Origin of the sequence: Thalassospira xianhensis MCCC 1A02616, assembly GCF_003326475.1 — a bacterium.
Taxonomy (GTDB): domain Bacteria; phylum Pseudomonadota; class Alphaproteobacteria; order Rhodospirillales; family Thalassospiraceae; genus Thalassospira; species Thalassospira xianhensis.
The window spans coordinates 46515-65710 of sequence record NZ_JPWA01000027.1 but is presented as its reverse complement, the minus strand read 5'-3'; the positions used below and the strand labels follow the sequence as shown (position 1 = coordinate 65710).

At 54.0% G+C, this 19196-nt stretch carries 15 protein-coding genes and 1 pseudogene; 4 read left to right on the top strand and 12 right to left on the bottom strand.

Annotation, left to right across the window (positions count from 1 at the left end):
* The 4 genes and pseudogenes from TH5_RS18735 to TH5_RS18720 form a co-directional block, all read right to left on the bottom strand.
* A pseudogene (locus TH5_RS18735) lies at positions 1-833 on the bottom strand (glycosyl transferase); the annotation flags it as partial.
* Positions 834-902: 69 nt separating this feature from the next.
* Positions 903-1697 carry a calcium-binding protein gene (locus tag TH5_RS18730; protein WP_097050408.1) on the bottom strand — a complete coding sequence of 265 codons (795 nt, stop codon included), beginning with the start codon at positions 1695-1697 and terminating at the stop codon, positions 903-905.
* 331 nt (positions 1698-2028) lie between these two features.
* Positions 2029-3411: an HlyD family type I secretion periplasmic adaptor subunit gene (locus TH5_RS18725; protein WP_114123127.1), complete on the bottom strand. Its 1383-nt coding sequence runs from the start codon at positions 3409-3411 to the stop codon at positions 2029-2031.
* Positions 3408-5198 carry a type I secretion system permease/ATPase gene (locus TH5_RS18720; protein ID WP_062949234.1) on the bottom strand — a complete coding sequence of 597 codons (1791 nt, stop codon included), beginning with the start codon at positions 5196-5198 and terminating at the stop codon, positions 3408-3410. The genes TH5_RS18725 and TH5_RS18720 overlap by 4 nt, the downstream gene beginning before the upstream one ends.
* A 326-nt stretch (positions 5199-5524) precedes the next feature.
* Between TH5_RS18720 and TH5_RS18715 the strand changes: the two genes are divergently transcribed.
* Positions 5525-6025, top strand: coding sequence for a MarR family winged helix-turn-helix transcriptional regulator (locus tag TH5_RS18715; RefSeq protein WP_062949235.1), 501 nt, complete (start codon positions 5525-5527; stop codon positions 6023-6025).
* A complete protein-coding gene (locus TH5_RS18710; protein WP_114123126.1) occupies positions 6022-7215 on the top strand; it encodes a glycosyltransferase in 1194 nt (397 codons plus the stop codon). The genes TH5_RS18715 and TH5_RS18710 overlap by 4 nt, the downstream gene beginning before the upstream one ends.
* On the opposite strand, the gene TH5_RS18705 is transcribed toward TH5_RS18710, so the two are convergent.
* Together TH5_RS18705 and TH5_RS18700 are read right to left on the bottom strand one after the other, a co-directional pair.
* A complete protein-coding gene (locus TH5_RS18705; RefSeq protein WP_167443596.1) occupies positions 7216-7641 on the bottom strand; it encodes a M67 family metallopeptidase in 426 nt (141 codons plus the stop codon).
* A gap of 42 nt (positions 7642-7683) precedes the next feature.
* Positions 7684-8049: a hypothetical protein gene (locus TH5_RS18700; protein WP_147250133.1), complete on the bottom strand. Its 366-nt coding sequence runs from the start codon at positions 8047-8049 to the stop codon at positions 7684-7686.
* A gap of 212 nt (positions 8050-8261) precedes the next feature.
* Between TH5_RS18700 and TH5_RS18695 the strand changes: the two genes are divergently transcribed.
* Positions 8262-9257 carry an RluA family pseudouridine synthase gene (locus TH5_RS18695; protein ID WP_244204974.1) on the top strand — a complete coding sequence of 332 codons (996 nt, stop codon included), beginning with the start codon at positions 8262-8264 and terminating at the stop codon, positions 9255-9257.
* 111 nt (positions 9258-9368) lie between these two features.
* Complete coding sequence (gene rpoH / locus TH5_RS18690; RefSeq protein ID WP_114123122.1) at positions 9369-10235, top strand: RNA polymerase sigma factor RpoH; 867 nt, start codon at positions 9369-9371, stop codon at positions 10233-10235.
* Between the two features lie 91 nt (positions 10236-10326).
* Here the strand turns inward: rpoH and TH5_RS18685 are convergent, their stop codons facing one another.
* From TH5_RS18685 to TH5_RS18660, 6 genes are all read right to left on the bottom strand, one after another.
* A complete protein-coding gene (locus TH5_RS18685; RefSeq protein WP_114123121.1) occupies positions 10327-10800 on the bottom strand; it encodes a hypothetical protein in 474 nt (157 codons plus the stop codon).
* A 9-nt stretch (positions 10801-10809) separates the two neighbouring features.
* Positions 10810-12975: a protein kinase family protein gene (locus TH5_RS18680; protein WP_244204973.1), complete on the bottom strand. Its 2166-nt coding sequence runs from the start codon at positions 12973-12975 to the stop codon at positions 10810-10812.
* 186 nt (positions 12976-13161) lie between these two features.
* A complete protein-coding gene (locus TH5_RS18675) occupies positions 13162-14457 on the bottom strand; it encodes an adenylosuccinate synthase (protein WP_114123120.1) in 1296 nt (431 codons plus the stop codon).
* Positions 14458-14493: 36 nt separating this feature from the next.
* Positions 14494-15660, bottom strand: coding sequence for an ATP phosphoribosyltransferase regulatory subunit (locus TH5_RS18670; RefSeq protein ID WP_114123119.1), 1167 nt, complete (start codon positions 15658-15660; stop codon positions 14494-14496).
* A 143-nt stretch (positions 15661-15803) separates the two neighbouring features.
* A complete protein-coding gene (locus tag TH5_RS18665; protein WP_114123130.1) occupies positions 15804-17009 on the bottom strand; it encodes a phosphoserine transaminase in 1206 nt (401 codons plus the stop codon).
* Between the two features lie 161 nt (positions 17010-17170).
* The gene (locus TH5_RS18660; protein WP_114123118.1) at positions 17171-19042 is read right to left on the bottom strand and encodes an SLC13 family permease; all 1872 of its coding nucleotides are present in this window, start codon (positions 19040-19042) and stop codon (positions 17171-17173) included.
* Between the last annotated feature and the right edge of the window lie 154 nt (positions 19043-19196).

The following is a 19196-nucleotide window of genomic DNA, read 5'->3' as shown; positions in this document are numbered from 1 at the left end:
CCACGCGCTATCGCGCGGATGATATATTCGCGCAGATCAGCATCGGATTTGCCGCGCGCCAGCCACCATCGCGACAACGAGGGCAAAACTGGCGTCGCCGCCAAATGGCGAATGGCCAGCGCGCGTCCGCCGGTCACGACGAGATAGGCACCGTTCTCGGTGCCGTCGCGATCAGCGATCATGTAGGTCTGTTTCTTGCCCTGCGGACCTTCGCTGCTTTCATGCGGCGGAAGCGCCAGGCGGCGGAAACCAAAGGAGGAAACGATGTAAACGGCTTCGATTTCGCCAAATGCCACCGGCAGCCCGGCCGAGATCAGGATTTGCTGATCGGACAGCTTCGCGACCGCTTTGGCGCGTTGGGGCGTATCGACAATTTCGGAAACCAGCTTATTGAGGAATATGGTGTAACTTTTGCTGCGGCGGGTGCGGAACATGCTGGCCCATGCACCAAGCAAGGCAGACATCAGCGACAATCGCCCTGATGGCGTGACATCTTCCAGCAGCATGCCTGCGCTGGCGAATTCAAAATCACCATCCGGATCAATTGTAATTTCATCTTTGCGGCCAAGGGTCCCTGCTTCAGCCAGAAATGAAACAGGTGCATCTTTGGGCCTGCGGATAACGCGCAGCAGGCGGGTTCCGCCGCCACCAAGAGGCAGACGCAATGTGGCTTGCGGCGAAATTGCTTTGCCTTCGGTAGTTTCAAGCTTGGGCACCGCCCACAAACGGGTCGGCATATCCCATATAAGAAGCAATGTTTCCGGGTTAAGCAGGCAAACTTCCGGCGCGTCACCGGTCGTCCGCACAGCTTCGGACGAGGCAAATTCGAGCATGGCGATTTTCACTTCACAAGAAGTTCAGGGTGACGCCCGCAACATCGGTTGCGGACGCCATCATTCGGATTACTGGACGCTGAAGAAACTGTCCGGATTGTCCTGGACGTCTTCTGCATCGACATTGTTGAGGGTGATGGAATCCCCATTGCCAAGGTCGATAACAGTGTTGGCGCCATCCTGCGTTGCACGCGCAGCAACATCGTCGGCACTTTCGATGCCGGTGTCGTTGATGTTGTTGCTGATGGAAAGCATGTCTTCGCCAACCGTGAAGTCGAGTACGACGTCGTTACCGCCGCCACCGGTAAAGACAAAGGTATCGCTACCCGAGCCACCGATCATCAGATCGTCACCGGCACCACCGTCAAGGACATCGTCCCCTGCGCCGCCGAGCATAAGATCATTGCCTTCGCCGCCCTGGAGAACATCGTCACCAGAACCGCCCAACATCTGATCATTGCCTTCGCCGCCAAGCATGATGTCATCACCGGATCCACCGATCACGAGATCATCGCCTGCGCCGCCATCGAGGACATCATTGTCCGAACCGCCAAGCATGGTGTCGTCATCGGCACCACCTGACAGAACATCTTCACCGGAGCCACCCATCATCAGGTCGCTGCCGGAATCCCCCATCAGTACATCGTTACCCGATCCACCGAACAGGATGTCACTACCTTCGCCACCAATGGCAACGTCGTTGCCTGCGCCACCGAACAGGACGTCATCGCCCTCTTCGCCGAACAGAACATCATCATTACCTTGTCCGAAGATTGTATCGTCACCGCCACGTCCAAAAATCACGTCGCTGAAACGAGACCCTAGAAGCGCATCATCAAAGGCGCCGCCTTCGAGAGTTGCCATGTAATCCTCCTTCGTGTCCCAACATTATTGACATCGCGGGGGTTATCCCCTCACGAGAGGTTGGCCGTTCCCTCAAGGCGCTAGAGGCCCCCTGAGATCGGCCACACAGCAACCCTATATTCTTTTCTTTTATCTTAGGAAGATATTCTCGTGTTTTTATTGTGTCAATATTATGGATTAAGGCATGAATTACATTATAATTCCTGAATTATTTCACAAGTATTCAATTTTTATTTGATTTATATTTAGTTTTATTTTTGAACAATACTTGAAAAGAAAAAGCCGCAGACGTTTCAATCCGCGGCTTTCGCGCCTGCAGCATTTCTGAGAATCAGTCCTCGCGGAACGCTTTGCTCATGCTTTCAGTGATCGGATCTACCAGATAGTCAATAGCCTTTCTGGGCGATTTCAGGATCAGAATATCTGCTGGCATACCCGGTCGAATTTCAATGTCATCACGTTCAGCCAATGCACCAGGATCAATTGCGGCCCGGACGATGTAATAGGAAGAATCGCGCTGCTCATCGACCGTCTGGTCTGCTGCAACATATTTAACCTCGCCATCAAGCGGCGCCAGGCGACGCTGACTATATGCCGTCAGTTTGATCTGAGCCTTTGATCCGACATGAACTGAATCAATATCCTGGCGATTGATCATCGCCTCGATCAAAAGCGGCTCGTCTTCAGGAATAATATCCATGATCGGTTCTGCCGGGCTGATCACACCACCCGGTGTACGGACCTGAATATTGGCAACAGTTCCGGCCTGGGGTGCCTTGACCTCCAACCGGTTCAGGACATCTTCGCTGGCACGAAGACGCTGGTTGACGTCGTTCAATGCCAGTTGGGCTTCCTGAATTTCAGTTGCAATGTCGCTTTGCCATTCCATTTCAATCGACGCAAGATTGATCTCAGCTTCAGCTTTTTGTTGTTCTGCTGCGGCTTTCTGCGCTTTGAACTCACCCATGTCGCCGACAAGATCTGACCAGTTATTCTCGATTTCAACCAACTGGGTACGCGTTGCGAATCCCTTTTCGGCCAACTGACGAATGCCTTGCAACTGCTCGGCAACCAGCTTTTCCTGCCGCGTGCGGGCATTGATCTGGGAATCAAGCGCACGGGCCTCGGCGTCAAACTGTTCTATCTGTTTGGCCTGCGCATTCCGTTTGGCATCATAAACTTCGTTGCGCTTGCCAAACAGACGCTTTTCATCCTGTAAGATGTCATCAACATATTCCTGTTCCGCGTCCATCAATTGCTGCGGAAAGTTGATTTGATCGCGACCTTCCTGCTCCGCACGAAGGCGGGCAAGTTTTGCAAGAAGTCCATATCGTTCGCCGCGCAACTGCCCAAGTTCGGACTCGCTCCGCGTGCCATCAAGCAGCATCAAAACCTGGCCCTGCTTTACGCGCTCCCCTTCCTCGACCAGCAATTTTTTCAAAATGCCGCCCTCGAAATGGTTAACAACCTTTTTTCGGGAATCCACGATAACCGAGCCTGACGCAACCGCGGCACTATCAAGTTCGGCTGTAAAAGCCCACGAAAAGAAACCACCAAACCCGACAGCAATCACAATAATGCCTGCCATGATCGGCTTGCGCAGACTTTGGCGCGATGCCGTCCTCTCTTCATCAAGCACCTGATACCATGCAGGTTGCGGATCTTCTGGTATCATGACCTCGCCACGATCATCGACATTGATTACGCGGTTCATGCCGCACCCCCGTTTTGCTGATTGCGTTTGATCGACGGCAGGCTTTTGATGTCATTGTCATCCTGCGTCATCGAACGGATCACGTCGGTGCGTTCACCAAACTGCTTGACCCGACCATCCTGCATGACAAGCAGCTTATGGGCATATTGCATGATGCTTTGGCGGTGCGCGATCAGCACCACCATCGCCCCCGCATCCGCAGCCTGACGTACCGCCCGGATCAGAGATGCCTCACCTTCGGCATCAAGATTGGCATTAGGTTCATCCAGCACCAGAAGACGCGGCCAGCCATACAATGCACGCGCAAGCGCAATGCGCTGCTGCTGCCCGCCGGACAATGTATGCCGCCCGGCCCCGATCGGCGTGTCATAACCCAAAGGCAAACGACCGATCATCTCATGAACGCCGGCCGCACGGGCTGCATCAATCACCTTGCGCGGATTTGCCTCGCGCATGCGACCGATATTTTCGCGGATGGTTCCGTTCAGAAGTGACACGGATTGAGGAAGATAACCGACCATGTTGCCAAACGATCCGCGTTCCCAAAGATAGGTACTGTGCCCATCAAGGAACACACCGCCTGCCGTCGGCTTTGCAGCCCCCACCAGAACACGTGACAGGGTTGACTTACCCGCTGCGGATGGCCCGACCACCCCGAGGATTTCGCCGGGATTAAGGTCGAAATTCACACCGCGCAAAACCGGAACATTCGATCCCGGCACCGCATAAACCAGATTGTCGACAACAAGCGGGCCTTCGGAACGCGGCGTTGGTTCTATCTCACGCTCGGACTGACGTTCTTCAAGGATATTTCGAATACGCTTCCATGACGACAGGGCTGAAACCCAAGCCCGCCAATCGCGGGTGACATTATCGAACGGCAATAGAAGACGCCCCATAATGACCGTACCGCCAATCATCGCACCAGGTGTTGTTTCACCCTGAATGACAAGATATGCACCCATCGCCAGCACACAAATCTGCATGCCGAAACGGGCAGAACGCGAGACAGAATACATCCCCTTGCTACGGGCATTACCGATATCAAGAAGCTCGCTGGCATGGATTTGCGATTGACGCCAACGCATCGCAAGAGCTGGCAACATACCCATCGCCTCGATGGCTTCGGCGTTTGATACGGTTGACCCGATATCGCCGATATTGCGCAGATTGGCGTCAGAACCCTCCTTGGTGATCTGGCGTACCAGCAAATCCCCCAACAGGCTAAGCCCGATCAGGATCAGCACCGCCACAAGGCCGGCAATCCCGTAATACGGATGCAGGGCAAACATCACACCAAGGAAAATGGGCGACCAGATCGCTTCAAGCGGTGCACCAATGGTATTGCCATTGATAAAATTACGCAGATCGGACAGGTCGCGCAGAACCTGCGTCCCCTGTACCGACCCTTTTTCAAGCGCGACGCTCATTGCCGCCGAAATCGCAGGCAAGTTCAGGCGACGCAGTAATGATTTGGCCATTTCCTGAAAGATCAGGGCCCGAATGAAATCAAGGATGCCGTATAGAATGATAGCGCCGACCGCAATTGCCAGCAGCAATTTCAGCGTATCGGTGCTTTGACTGTTGATGACGCGATCATGCACCTGAAGCATGAAAAGCGGCACGGTCAGTTGCAGAACATTGATAAAGCCGCTCAGGACCCCGGCCCATCCAAGGCCACGAACAAAAGTGTATCTCGCCTCACGGATGACGGACTTCGCATCCAGCGATGGTCTGACAGCTTTGCTTTCTGCGGTTTTTGGCGTGTTTTTACGACCAAAATGCATTGATTTTCATCCAATCAGCCAAAAGTCATAGTTTTTCCGCAATCTAATCACATAGTTGCGATGTCATGATGATCTACAATAAAATCAAATATGTCGATCTCATGTTCATGATCTGACAATGTAAAAACAGAAGAAGATGAAGTAATTTGAAAATAAAAATACTTTCAAATTACTTCGAAATTACGAGCAAACTGAGGGAAGAATTGGGCGTGCGGAAAAACCGTTCAAGAGCAACGTCCTGTTATCTTCCCCACACGAAAGGCCTGCTATGGGCGAAAGACCATGGCATCAACTCTCGCTTGGGACCAGATAACGGATCAAACAACATGACCGTCACTCATCTTGAACTAGCAAACACCGTCGAGCGTATTTATCGGCGTTTTGCTGATCTGCTTCGTGTAGATCTTATTCGACTCGGCAAAGATGACATCAGCCCCGCACAAGTTGCGTTGCTGTTTACCATTGGAGACGATGAACTTTCGGTCCGGGATCTTCTTGATCGCGGCCATTACATGGGATCGAATGCATCCTATAATCTGAAACAATTGGCTGAATCGGGCTATGTCGAACGCCATGTTATGGCCCGTGACCGACGGTCTGCCAGAATCAAACTGACCCGCAAGGGGCATGAACTGTGTGAATCCCTGCATGAATTCCATGAGGAATATCACAACGCACTGACCAATGACCTGCAAGATCAGCAGGAAATGGAAACAGCACTTCGCACCTTGCGGCGCCTGGAGGAATTCTGGACACAGACCCTCCGCTATGGCGGTGTACCGGTAACAAGCGCTGTCATGACACAAGAGCTTCGCAGTCGCCGATGAAAATTGTCTTTGTCCACCGCCATGGACCGGGACAATTTGTTCACCTGGCCTGTCATCTGGCAAATGCCGGATGGCAGGTTTCCTTCCTTTGCGAAGCAATGAACGTTCAACTTCCCGGCATTCGTGTCCTTCGTCAGCGGGCTACCCCTCCCCCGCCTGCCACCCCGTTTCCCCAATATCACCATCAAATCGGCATGCAGGCCGCCACAACACTCGATTCACTCGTCGCGCAGGAGGGGCCACCTGATATTGTTTACGGGCATATTGGCTGGGGCGGCATGATGTTTGCGCGGGATGTCCTGCGCAAGACGCCACTGATCGGTTATTGCGAACATTACTATCACGCCGAGGGGCGCGATGTCGGTTTCGATCCGACCGAAACGGTTACCTTGACCAAGCGAACCCAGCTTCGGTTGCGCAACAACGCGCAGCTTTCAAGTCTGGAAACCATTGATGCCGGGATCAGCCCGACGGCTTGGCAAAAAGCCGCCTTCCCGCAAAGCTTCCACAACAAGATCGGGATTTGCCATGATGGTATTGACATCCATCGTTGCCGCCCGGACGACAAAGCTGAACTAGTTCTGCCCGATGGCCGCGTTTTGCGGCAGGGTGATCCGGTAATCACCTATGTCGCGCGCGATCTTGAACCCTATCGTGGGTTCCCGCAGTTCATGCGTGCTGCGGCAAGACTGTCCCGTCAAAACCCTAAGGTTACTTTTGTCGTCGCGGGTGGTGACGGCATCAGTTACGGATCCCCCCGCAGTGACGGAAAGAAATGGCGTGACGCCATGATGTCAGAAACCGGCATGGATCTGTCCCGAATTGCCTTTCTTGGACAAATTCCGCATGACCAGCTCGTCCGGCTGTTCCAGATCAGTTCGGCCCATGTCTATCTGACATATCCGTTTGTTTTATCATGGTCTGTGCTTGAAGCCATGGCATGTGGAACACCTGTAATCGCATCAGATACCGGACCGTGCCAGGATATCATTCGCCACGGAAAGAACGGGTTAATGTGCGGCTTTTGGGACGAGGATCAGCTTGCCGCAACAATGGCGGAAGCATTGGCACACCCTGAACGTCTTCGCGAAATCCGACAACTTGCACGCCGGACAATCACCCTGAACTTCGCACTTCAGCAATCGCTTGAAAAACAAACCGGCCTGATTGAACGACTAACCAAAAGGTGATCAGGCAGCGACAAGCTTGCAAACCATGAAATGGCGCGGCTCTGTATCAGTGACAATTTCCGGCATACGGCGATACAGGCCGCTCTCAATCACACCATTTGCGCCAGTTGCAAGGATGAGCCAAAGAAACCCGCCTTCTTCTGCGCGTGAAAGATCGGTCTGCGAAGGTTGGCAGTCACCATTGGGATGTGAATGATAGCATCCGACAATTATCTCGTTGCGATCGCGTACCGCACGGTGCGTTGCAAGCAGAACATGCGGATCAATTTCGAATGTCCTTTTGCGGTCAAAGGCAACGTTATCGGCAGCAACAAAACGGGTGATTGTCCTCGGCTGGTCGGCTGCTGCGATCAAAAGACCGCAGCATTCCTCTGGCCATGCGCGGGCCGCAATGTCTGAAATGCCTGCCAGTAAACCTGCCGACATATTTATGATTTGCGGGGTCTGGGCCATAAAACCACCGTGATATTACTGAGGTTCCACCAGCAGAATTTGCCCAAGGATTGATCCATCCCGAAGCGAAACAATCACCAGACGGCTACCATGACGGCCTTCAAGGCGCAGTGTCGCCTCGCCACCCTGACGGGAAAAATCAACCAGCGTTTCACCCGGCGCAAGATCAATATTGATCGTCCCAAACGGCTTTAACTGTGAAACAGCTTTGGCATCAAAGCCGGATGCAACCTCAACCTGCCCGGCAACCGGTGCGGACGGCATTGCGTTATCGGTGGCGATATTGCCATCCTCCTGACGCGACAATCCATAAACCACAAGTGCGACGCCCGCGACGATCAGCACTCCCATAAAAGCGACCAGAATCTTGATAACGCGCATCACATTTCCGATTGATAAGTTGATCAACAGCCCGATCTTGCAGCACGCTGTCATTACAGCATGCCAGACAGGACAACATTGAAGGCCATACCGACAAGAAACACCAATTGCAAGTTTGCAAAGCGGGATTGCATTTCATCGTCAAGCGATTAAAACCGCCCTGCAACAGATATCACCGGCCCAGATGGCCCAGAACAACAGCAGATGTGATTATGGATAGCGGCCTGAACGCGGAACATCTTGAATATATTGCCCTGCCCTCGGATGAAGGTGCACGGCTCGACAAGGTTCTGGCAACCGCATGGCCCGAGCAATCACGTTCACGTATCAAAAGCCTGATCGAGGATGGACATCTGATGCTAAATGGCACCCCGGTTGCCAAGATGTCCTACAAGGTCAAATCCGGGGATCTGTTTGCACTCGAAATTCCACCTGCTGTTGCGGCCGATCCCGTGGCCGAAAAAATTGCGCTCGATATCCTGTACGAGGACGACCACCTGCTGGTAATCAACAAACCGGCCGGGATGGTGGTTCACCCCGCAGCGGGCAATGAAAGCGGTACACTGGTCAATGCATTGCTGGCCCATTGCGGCGACAGCCTTTCGGGAATTGGCGGCGTCAAACGCCCGGGTATCGTGCATCGGCTCGACAAAGACACCAGCGGCGCCATGGTGATCGCCAAGAACGACGCAACCCATAGGGCACTCTCGACCCTGTTTTCCGAGGACAAGGAAAATATCGAACGCGCCTACATCGCCGTGGTCTGGGGTGTCCCCCGCCAGAGCGAGGGCATAATCGAAGGCAATATTGGCAGAAGCCCTCGCAACCGTAAAAAGATGGCGGTGCTGCGAAATGGCGGAAAACCGGCTCTCACCCGGTACAAAGTTTTGGCAAAACGTGACGACTCGTTGGCTTCACTTGTCGAGTGCCGCCTTGCAACGGGTAGAACACATCAAATTCGCGTTCATATGACCCATCTCGGTCACTCACTTATTTGTGATCCTGTCTATGGTAGAAGCAAACTTACCCAGAAGTTCAACTCGCGGGTGCACGAGGTTCTGAACAGCTTTGACAAACAGGCGCTACATGCCAGAACACTGGGATTTTTGCACCCAAAAACAGGCGATTACGTCCTGACCAAAGCCCCCCTTCCGAAAGACCTACAAGAACTCATCACCTGCCTTGACCTACCCATTGGGATAGTCTGACCTAACCTTTTTGGTCGAAAATCTATTGACGCCTTCTAATACCCACGTATACCCTGTCTAAGGTGCTAGGGGATAAACCGCACCTTATACGAAGCGTAACGGGAGGCTTCAATGAAACAGGGAAATGCACTTCCAATCATCTCCCAAGATGGTCTGACAGTCTATTTGCAGCGCATCCGCCGTTACCCCATGCTTACACCTGAACAGGAAACGACGTTTGCGTGTGAATACCGTGACAATGATGATGCAACTGCCGCAGAAAAGCTGATCACCAGCCATTTGCGACTGGTTGCCAAGATAGCCATGAGCTATCGCGGTTATGGACTTCCGATAAACGAATTGATCTCCGAAGGCAATGTAGGCCTGCTTCAATCGGTCAAGCGATTTGACCCGGACAAAGGGTTCCGCCTTGCAACTTATGCGATGTGGTGGATCCGCGCCGCGATACAGGAATATATCCTGCATTCCTGGTCGCTGGTGAAAATGGGCACGACCGCCGCCCAGAAAAAGCTTTTCTTTAATCTGCGGAAACTCAAAAGCCAGATGCAGGCGATTGATGAGGGCGATCTTCAACCGGAACAGGTGGAACTGATCGCGACAAAGCTGAACGTTTCCGAAGATGACGTGATCATGATGAACCGCCGCCTCGCCGGACCGGATCATTCTCTGAATGCACCGGTGCGCATTGACGGCGACGGCGAATGGGTCGACTGGATCGAAAGCGAAGACGAAGATCAGGAAACCCTGTATGGCAAGCGCGAGGAATTTCTCCAAAGGATGAACCTGCTGAAAAGTGCTATGTCGCATCTTAACGCTCGCGAACGCGACATCCTCACCCAGCGTCGCCTTCTGGACTCTCCGGTGACGCTCGAAAATCTCAGCGTGGCATATGGCATTTCTCGTGAACGCATTCGCCAGATAGAAGTACGTGCCTTCGAAAAAGTGCGCAAATCGATCCACACCGATTTGCCAATGTGAGTCCCAACTTACCCTCATAAATGAATATAACTGCGGCGGACAAATTGTCCGCCGCTTCTTTGTGAAAAAGATATATCATTCAATGAACTGGTCAGCTCCCTGAACGATCAATTTCCTTGATCAGACTGTCCCCCCAAGTCTTGATTAATCCGCGCTGTTTCTTGCGCAACTCGGAAACCCGACGCTGGGCCGACAGATTTAGAACATTGGCAACAATCGGCGGCATCGCCAGATACAAAAGCCAACCAAGACCGGCTGCGCCATACATGATCGACAAGGCCACGGGCTGGAAAATCTCCTGCGTTGCAACACCAACGGTTTGCGCGCCCTGTTGCCAGATTTCCATGATATACGGCGCAACCCCTGAAAAATTCAGGCCAAAGATACAGCGCGACATGGTCCGCCCCTGACTACGATCAAACATAAACGCGACCATAGAAGGCAAAAGCCCGACTGCCAAAGTAATGAATGTCGGCAGGGCAACCATGAACAAAAGCACGGCGGATGCCACCACCGACAAACCGGAAAAGGCACTTTTCTTTTTACTACCAGATTGTCTTGCCATCCCGGTCCCCTACCAGATATGCATCAGAAACAGTGCCGATACCGTCAGCAATGCAATCATGGTCGATGCAAAAGCAGCAGCCTGCTGACCCACTTTTTCTGCCAATTCAAGCCTTGCGGGGCCTGATGATTCGAGATCAAAAACCTCGCTTTCCGCTTCGGAATATTCCTCGACCGCGGTGATGAATTCGGTCTGGTCCTTTCTGCGTTCCTGTTCGTCATTGATCAGATTGTAAAGTTCGACCAGATTGCCGCGCTTGGCCAGTTTCGGGATTTCGTGCTCGACCCGTTCCCGGCGCGCTTTGCTATGAAACACCTTGACCGCTGGCTCCATCAAACGTGCAACCCAATGGGACAGGTTCTGCAGGTTATCGGGGCCATGCCGCCATTGAACAAGTGCCAGCATACTGATAATCGCGCGACTATATTCGACTTCATCAGATGGATTTTGCAGCGCAAGAAGCTGGGCCTCGACATCATCCTCAAGGCGGGTCGCGATAAAGGCCGCGATATGGCGGTCCACTGGCCAGCTATCGTCAGGCAAATCTGCGGCTGCCTTTTCCAATGCAGGCAAAAGCTGTGTTATATCAACAACATAATCTTTCTCGATCATCGGGCTCAGGCAATGCTGATTGCGCACGATGGCATAAAGGCACCGCTCATACCCATAACCGGCACTTTGCTGCTGAATATAGTATCGCAGGTTTTTGTATGCCTGCTGCAGCTTCTGGACTTCCGGGCTGTATCCGCCCTGACGGCCAAACCAGAAGGACGGAATATCGCGAACCACAACATCAGCAAAACGCTGCGGCCCTCGGCCATGCTGGACATCATAGGACAGCATACTGCCCAGACCATCAACCATCGCGGAAAATCCCTTGAACCGGATTGCTCCTGATGGATCAAGGATGATGATTGATTTGGCGATCAGGATATCCTCGGCCGCACGTTTATCCGCACCAGCCCACTGCAATTGCCGTATCGCTTCGGACATATGTTTGGCGCGATCATTATCGGCAAGCCCGCGGCGCAACCATATTTCAACAGTACCATCGCGAAGCGGTGCAAGCGAGTTGACCCAGTTTTTCGCAATTCCCTGCGCCAGTGACCGCGCAGTATAATAATCCTTGCCGGAAATATTCTGCGACCGGGCAGCTCTGCGTTCAGTGTTGGATTGCACCGGCTTTGCCCTGCGCCCGTCAATCCAGGCATGCAATTCGGAAAAACCCCACCGCTCATCGGAATCATCGCACAATAGCCCGCGCACCGGTTCGATCAAAGCTAGTGGCAATTTTTCATTCATGACAACGGCCTGGAACGATCCCTTGGACAGTTTGACATCGATGATGTCCTGTTCGCGTAGCTTCTCAAGCGGAGTATGACCGATCCCAAGGGCTGCAATCGTCATGCCCAGAGCATAAAGATCGTCAAGCACCGATCCCAAACCACGCCCGGCCGGGTCAGCAGTCATGCGGGATATGGTCTCGTAAACCAGTGGCTGATTGAAACCGGCAGGGGCAGCACAACAATCCCCAACGACAACCTTTTCAGCCATAGGGTCGCCAAAGAAAAGATTGTCTGCACGAATATTCCGATGCGTCAGCCCTTTGTCAGCCACCGCCTGCAAAACGTGCATCAACGGTTCGATAACAACCTTGGCAAAATCGTGTTCGTCTATCTTTTTCTGTTTTTCACCGGGTACCAGAACACGACCACCTGCTGGCTTTTCATAGAAAAGCACCATTGTCTTGCGGTCCAGTAGCGGCCAGTGGGCAATTTCATGGTCCAGAAGATCAATCTGCCCACCGATGTGCACCCCCGTCAAAAATCTGATCAGGTCTTGACGCGTTGGAACAGTCGGGTCGGTGACAAGTGCGAATGCACCACCTTCTTCGCGGCGCAGATTATCCGCGGCATAGGCCTTGCAATTACCCATATCGTATTCAGGAAGCCGAAGATCCGAGAACACACGGAAATTGCCGATTTCGACACTGCGTCCACCACCGCCACTGGCAACGGGTTCCTCTCCGCCCAAGCCTGGTGTCTGAGCCCGGGAATCCTTTTTCTCCCCGGCGCCATCCTGTTCGTCAGCGCCGTCGGAAACATCCTGTTTCTGCATTTCCGCTTCTTGTGCCATGAGCCCCGGTTTTTCTTTGTTGGAGGAAACACGTTCCATAGCCCCCTACCTGGAAAGCTGTATTGCCGTGTCCTCTGGTCCCCTGAAACGATACTGCCGATAACAAAACGGAGCAAGCCGTTATCCGCGCCGCACACAAGGACCGGATCGGCCAAATCATTCACCTGAAACGAAAAAAGCCACCGGAGGAACCGGTGGCTTTTGTATTTTCATTCAAAGACGCGATCAGGCGCTGAACGGATCGTGAACCAGAATGGTGTCATCGCGTTCCGGGCTGGTCGAGAGCAACGCAACCGGTGCCTCAATCAGTTCTTCGATCCGGCGGACATATTTGATTGCCGTCGCTGGAAGGTCGGCCCAGCTACGCGCGCCCATCGTGGTTTCCGACCAGCCTTCAATGGTTTCATAAACCGGTTTGGCTTTGGCCTGAAGACGCTGGTTCGCCGGAAGATGGTCATAGATTTTGCCATCAATGTCATAGCCAGTGCAGATCTTGATTTCCTTGAACCCGTCAAGAACGTCAAGCTTGGTCAATGCAATACCGGTAATACCGTTAACCTTGACCGACTGACGGACAAGGGCCGCATCAAACCAGCCACAACGACGTTTGCGCCCGGTAACCACACCGAATTCATGCCCGCGTTCGCCCAGGCGATCACCATCTGCATCAAATAGTTCAGACGGAAACGGCCCTTCGCCAACGCGCGTGGTGTATGCCTTGGTGATCCCCAGAACATAACCGACCCCCGACGGGCCCATGCCCGAACCGGCAGCAGCCTGACCGGAAACCGTGTTGGAAGAGGTCACGAACGGGTACGTGCCATGGTCGATATCAAGCATCGTGCCCTGCGCGCCTTCAAACAGGATACGCTGACCGGCTTCCTTGAACTGGTTCAACGATTTCCAGACAGTGTCCGAGAATGGCAGGATTTTCGGTGCGATTTCCTTAAGCTGTGCCAAAAGTTCTGCACCATCAACTTCCGGCTGGCCCAGACCACGCAAAAGCGCATTGTGGTGGGTCAGAAGGTTTTCGACTTTGGCTTCAAGAAGTTCGACATCGGCCAGATCGCCAACGCGGATCGCACGGCGGCCAACGCGGTCTTCATATGCCGGGCCGATCCCGCGACCGGTCGTACCGATCTTGTTGTTGCCGGTTGCCGCGGCTTCACGTGCCTTGTCCAGATTGCCGTGCAAAGGCAGGATCAGGCAGGCATTTTCGGCAACGCGCAGGTTTTCCGGCGTGATTTCAACACCCTGCCCCTTAAGACGTTCGATCTCGGTCAGAAGTGCCCACGGATCAACGACAACGCCGTTGCCAATCACCGACAGCTTGTTCTTGCGAACGATACCCGACGGCAGAAGGCTCAGCTTATAAGTGGTTCCGTCGATCACCAAAGTATGACCGGCGTTATGACCGCCCTGGAAACGCACAACGACGTCTGCCCGTTCGGACAGCCAGTCGACGATCTTGCCTTTCCCCTCGTCCCCCCATTGGGAACCGATCACGGCAACATTGGTCATCGCAAAACTCCTTGCGCGATAAGAAATGGTTCTGGGTTACGCACCCAGCGGCACAATCTGGCCGCCAAGATAAATAAAACTGCATCCCATGCGACGTGCTTCCTTGCGCGCCGCATCTTCTGTCTTAGCTTCGGCCGCACCTTCAAGTGCTGCCACGGTATAATGGCCGTCTTTGCGCAATTTGCGCGCTTCACGCTGTGGCGTGCCCAAGGGCAGATACACACGTTCGACCGGCTTTGCGTCGGCAAGACCGCGCAAAATCGTATCCATGAAAAGCGACATTCCGGTTGCGGCTTCACCACCAGATCCGCCCGCCCGATAACGACCGCCACGACCAAGTTCACCACGAACATGCTTGGCAAAAAGGGTAAAACTGACACCGGTCTGATAGCGGAAACCAGCCATTTCAACCGGATCGATGGTCAGGGCTGCATCAAGATCGGATGCCAGAATACGTTCGGCAACCTCGATCAGGCGGTGCAATTCTTCGGACGCACCCAGCGGCAATTCAAGTTTTTTAAGCTTCGGCAATGCCGCCTGTGCTGGACCAGCGGCTTCAAGCAAGGCAACAAGCACGTCGGTTACATTGCCACTAACCGCTTTGACCGCCGCGACATCACGATGCTCAAGGGCCGCGATCAGCGTTTCACGATCATCGGCGGCAACACCAAAGGCATCAAACAGACGCACCGGCAGGGTCGGCAAATTCAGATCGACGGAAACATCGGGCAGGCCAACATGCTCCAACGCCTCAAGCGCAAGCAAAACGATTTCGGTATCTGCTGCAGCACTGGAAACCCCGATCAACTCCGCCCCAACCTGGGCAAACTGGCGTTCCGGGCGCAACTGTGTGCCCTTGATCCGCAATACATCGCCGGAATAGGAAAGACGCAGCGGACGCGGCGCGTCCCCCAGACGGGTTGCGGCAATGCGGCCGACCTGTGGCGTCATATCAGAACGAACGCCCATCATCCGGTGCGACACAGGGTCCATCAGGCGGAACGTTTGGGTTGCAAGTTCGGGGGCCGCACCTTCCAGAAGGCTCTCTTCGAATTCGACCAGCGGCGTCTTAACCCGGTCATAGCCCGCATGTGCGAAACTGCTCATCAGCTTTTCGCGGATGTCAGCCTCCCGTGCGGCGGTTCCAGGCAGAACATCCTGAAGGCCGGCGGGCAAAAGAGCTTTCCTGGCAAGTTCGGTCATTATGTGTGCTTTCCGGACAAGGCGCGCAAAATCGGTTCAGGTCGTGCCTGATGTATATATCCGGTAGCGGTTACTAACGCTTTGTGCCGGACAGGGCAACGGGAAAACCCCCGAAGACGCAAATAATACTTACGAAATGCCGATCAGCCAGCCTGAATTTCGGCTTTGACCGTCGCATATGCCCAATCAAGCCACGGCAGCAACGCTTTGACATCACTTGGTTCCACAGTCGCACCACCCCAAATCCGAAGCCCCGGAGGCGCATCGCGATAGCCATTAATATCCATCGCGATTTCTTCGGCCTCAAGGATTTGCGAAATGCGTTTTGGCAATGCTGCCTGTTTTTCTGATGGCAATGACAATGCCCATGGATCGACAATCTTGATGCACATCGATGTATTGGACGCCGTTTCCGGCTTTTCCGACAAATCAGCCGCCCAGTCACTTTCGGCAAGCCATTCATCAAGATGGGCGCGATTCTGACGGGTGCGTTTCAGCAACCCCTCAAGACCGCCGATATCTTCGGCCCATTTCAGGGCGTCAATGGCATCCTCAACCACCAGCATCGACGGGGTGTTGATGGTTTCCCCTCGAAAAATACCATCGATCAGCTTGCCGCCCTTGGTCATACGGAAAATTTTCGGCATTGGCCAGGCCGGGTTGTGGCTTTCAAGGCGCTGAACCGCACGCGGGCTAAGGATAATAATGCCATGACCGCCCTCGCCACCCAGAACTTTCTGCCAGCTATAAGTCACCACGTCGAGCTTGTCCCAAGGCAGTTCCATGGCAAAAATCGCCGAGGTGGCATCGCAAATTGTAAGGCCCTTGCGGTCCGATGCGATCCAGTTGCCATCAGGCACCCGCACACCAGCAGTCGTTCCATTCCATGTGAAAACAACGTCGCGGTCGAAATCAACGGCACCAAGATCGGGCAGCTTGCCGTAATCGGCTTCCATGACACGGACGTCGGGCAGATTAAGTTGCTTCAGGACATCGGTCACCCAAAGCGAACCGAAACTTTCCCATGCCAGCATATCAACGCCGCGCGGACCCAAAAGCGACCACATCGCCATTTCCACCGCACCGGTATCGGACGCCGGAACGACACCAAGCAGATAATCATCAGGCAGGTTCAGGATCGCACGCGAACGGTCAATGACCTCTTCCATGCGTTCCTTGCCGAATTTGGAACGATGCGACCGGCCAAGAACACGGGTATCAAGTGCATCTGCCGACCAGCCGGGACGTTTTTTGCACGGGCCCGACGAAAAATTCGGGCTTGCGGGGCGCTGGTCTGGCTTGGCAAAGGCATCAGTGGAATTGGCGGTTACATTGGCATTATGGGCCATCGGCATATTCCTGAGATAATCGAACGGTGCAGGCACACCATTCTGCGTCAAAATCGGAGCCCGATCCTATTGCGGCACGCCCAAAAGTCAAACGCCTTTGGCGCATTATAACTGCACGCATTTGCATGACAGATCAGCCAATCGCGCACAGGCATTTCAGATCAGAACGGGATGTCGTAATACCACGGCGCAAACAGACTAAATGCCAGCCACAGAATGATGATCAACGGCGTCCCGGCGCGCAGGAAATCGACAAATCGGTAATGCCCCGGCCCCATCACCAGAAGGTTGGTCTGATACCCGACCGGTGATGCAAACGAACAGTTCGCCGCCATCACCACCGCAATCGCAAAAATGTGTGGCTCCACCCCCAGGTTTTGGGCCATACCGATGCCGATTGGCGTAAACAGAACGGCACAGGCATTGTTCGACAGAACGTTGGTAAAGACCGCAACAATCAGGAAGAACAGCGACAAAATCACCGGTGCCGGTGCCCCGCGCGTTGCCGCTAGCAACTGATCGGCCACGAATTCCGCACCGCCAGTCAGTTGCAAGGCATTGCCAAGGGCAAGGGCAGCCGCCACCAGCAGTACGATCTTCCGATCAATCGCGCGCGACGCCTGACGCAGGTTAAGCGCCCCCGACGCAATCATCAGTGCCGCACCGATAAAGCTCGAAACCATGATCGGCACCACACCGGTCGCCGCCACCGCAATCACACCAAGGAAAATGGTCGCCGCACGACGGGCATGGAACGGGCGCGGCAAGGTACGCGTCGACCATTCCAGCAAAACCACATCGCGAATGGTACGAAGGGCTTCAACATCCTCGGACCGCCCCTGCACCAAAAGAACGTCACCGGCTTCAAGGCGGATTTCGGTCATCTGCGTGCGGATCATGCGCGAACGGCGCTGAATGCCAAGAACAAGGCATTTGTACTGATAGCGGAAACCAATCTGTTCAAGGTTAAAACCGATCAGACGCGATCCTGGCGGCAGCATGACCTCGGCCAGAAGCTGGGTCGATTTTTGCGGGATTTCTTCACCGCCTTCATGGACGGCCGCGGCTTCCGCATGCAGCAGGCCCGGATCTTTTTGCAACGCCTCGGTCAGGGCCTTGCGCGTTGCTGCAACGACAAGAACGTCACCTGCCTGAATTTCCATATCTTCGTCAAACGGCGGCAGATCGGCATGTTCACGCCGAACAATCATCTGGATCGTAATATTGGGCAGGTTTTTAAAGAACCCGGCCACAGGACGGGTACCGATCATCTGAGACGCCGGGCCGACCGTGATCTGGGCGATGAATTGTTTGCCGCTGCTATCGGGATTGGCAAGCTTGCTGCGCATCGATGCCAGCGCGGGCAAAAGGCGGGGCGCGACGAACAGCACATAGATAAAGCCCACCAGCGCCAGCACACTGCCAATCACCGTGAATTCAAAAAACTCGAGTGCAGGCATCCCAAGTTCGATCAACGAGCTTGATACCAGAAGGTTGGTCGAAGACCCGATCAGGGTCGTCATCCCACCCAGAATGGCGACGTAAGACAACGGGATCATCAATGCACTGGGCGAACGCTGAATACGCTCCGACAGCGCCTGAATGATTGGTATGAAGATAACAACGACCGGGGTGTTGTTCAGGAATGCCGACATCAGCATCACGACAAACAAGCCGACAAAAATCGCCATCGAGGCATTCTTGCCGCCATGTTCGGTAATCAGACCAGCGATATAACTGACCCCGCCGGTCAGTACCATGCCCTGCCCGACGACCAGCAATGAAAGCACTGTCAGCAAGGCGGGGTTGGCAAACCCCGACATCAGCGCACCAGCATCAAGCAGGTTGTTGCCATCGGCATCGGGCAGCGGAAAGAAATTGAAGAACAGCAGCAAAGTGGCAACCAGCGCCATACTGGTCAGCTCAAGCGATATGCGTTCCAGCCCGTACAGCACCAGCGATCCGGCGACCAGCGCCAGAACCACCCACATCTGTAATGGCGTCGCAGAACTGGCGACAACACTATCGATCACGATCTATCTTCCCCTGCAACAGCGCTTTGATACGGGGTTCTGGTGGCCCATTTCAGGTGCCGTCCTATTCCCCGAAAGTCGTATTTTGCCTTTACTTAGACGAAAGCCCCCGCAAGAGGTCAATAAAAATCAAACGTGTGATCGCGGCCCTGCG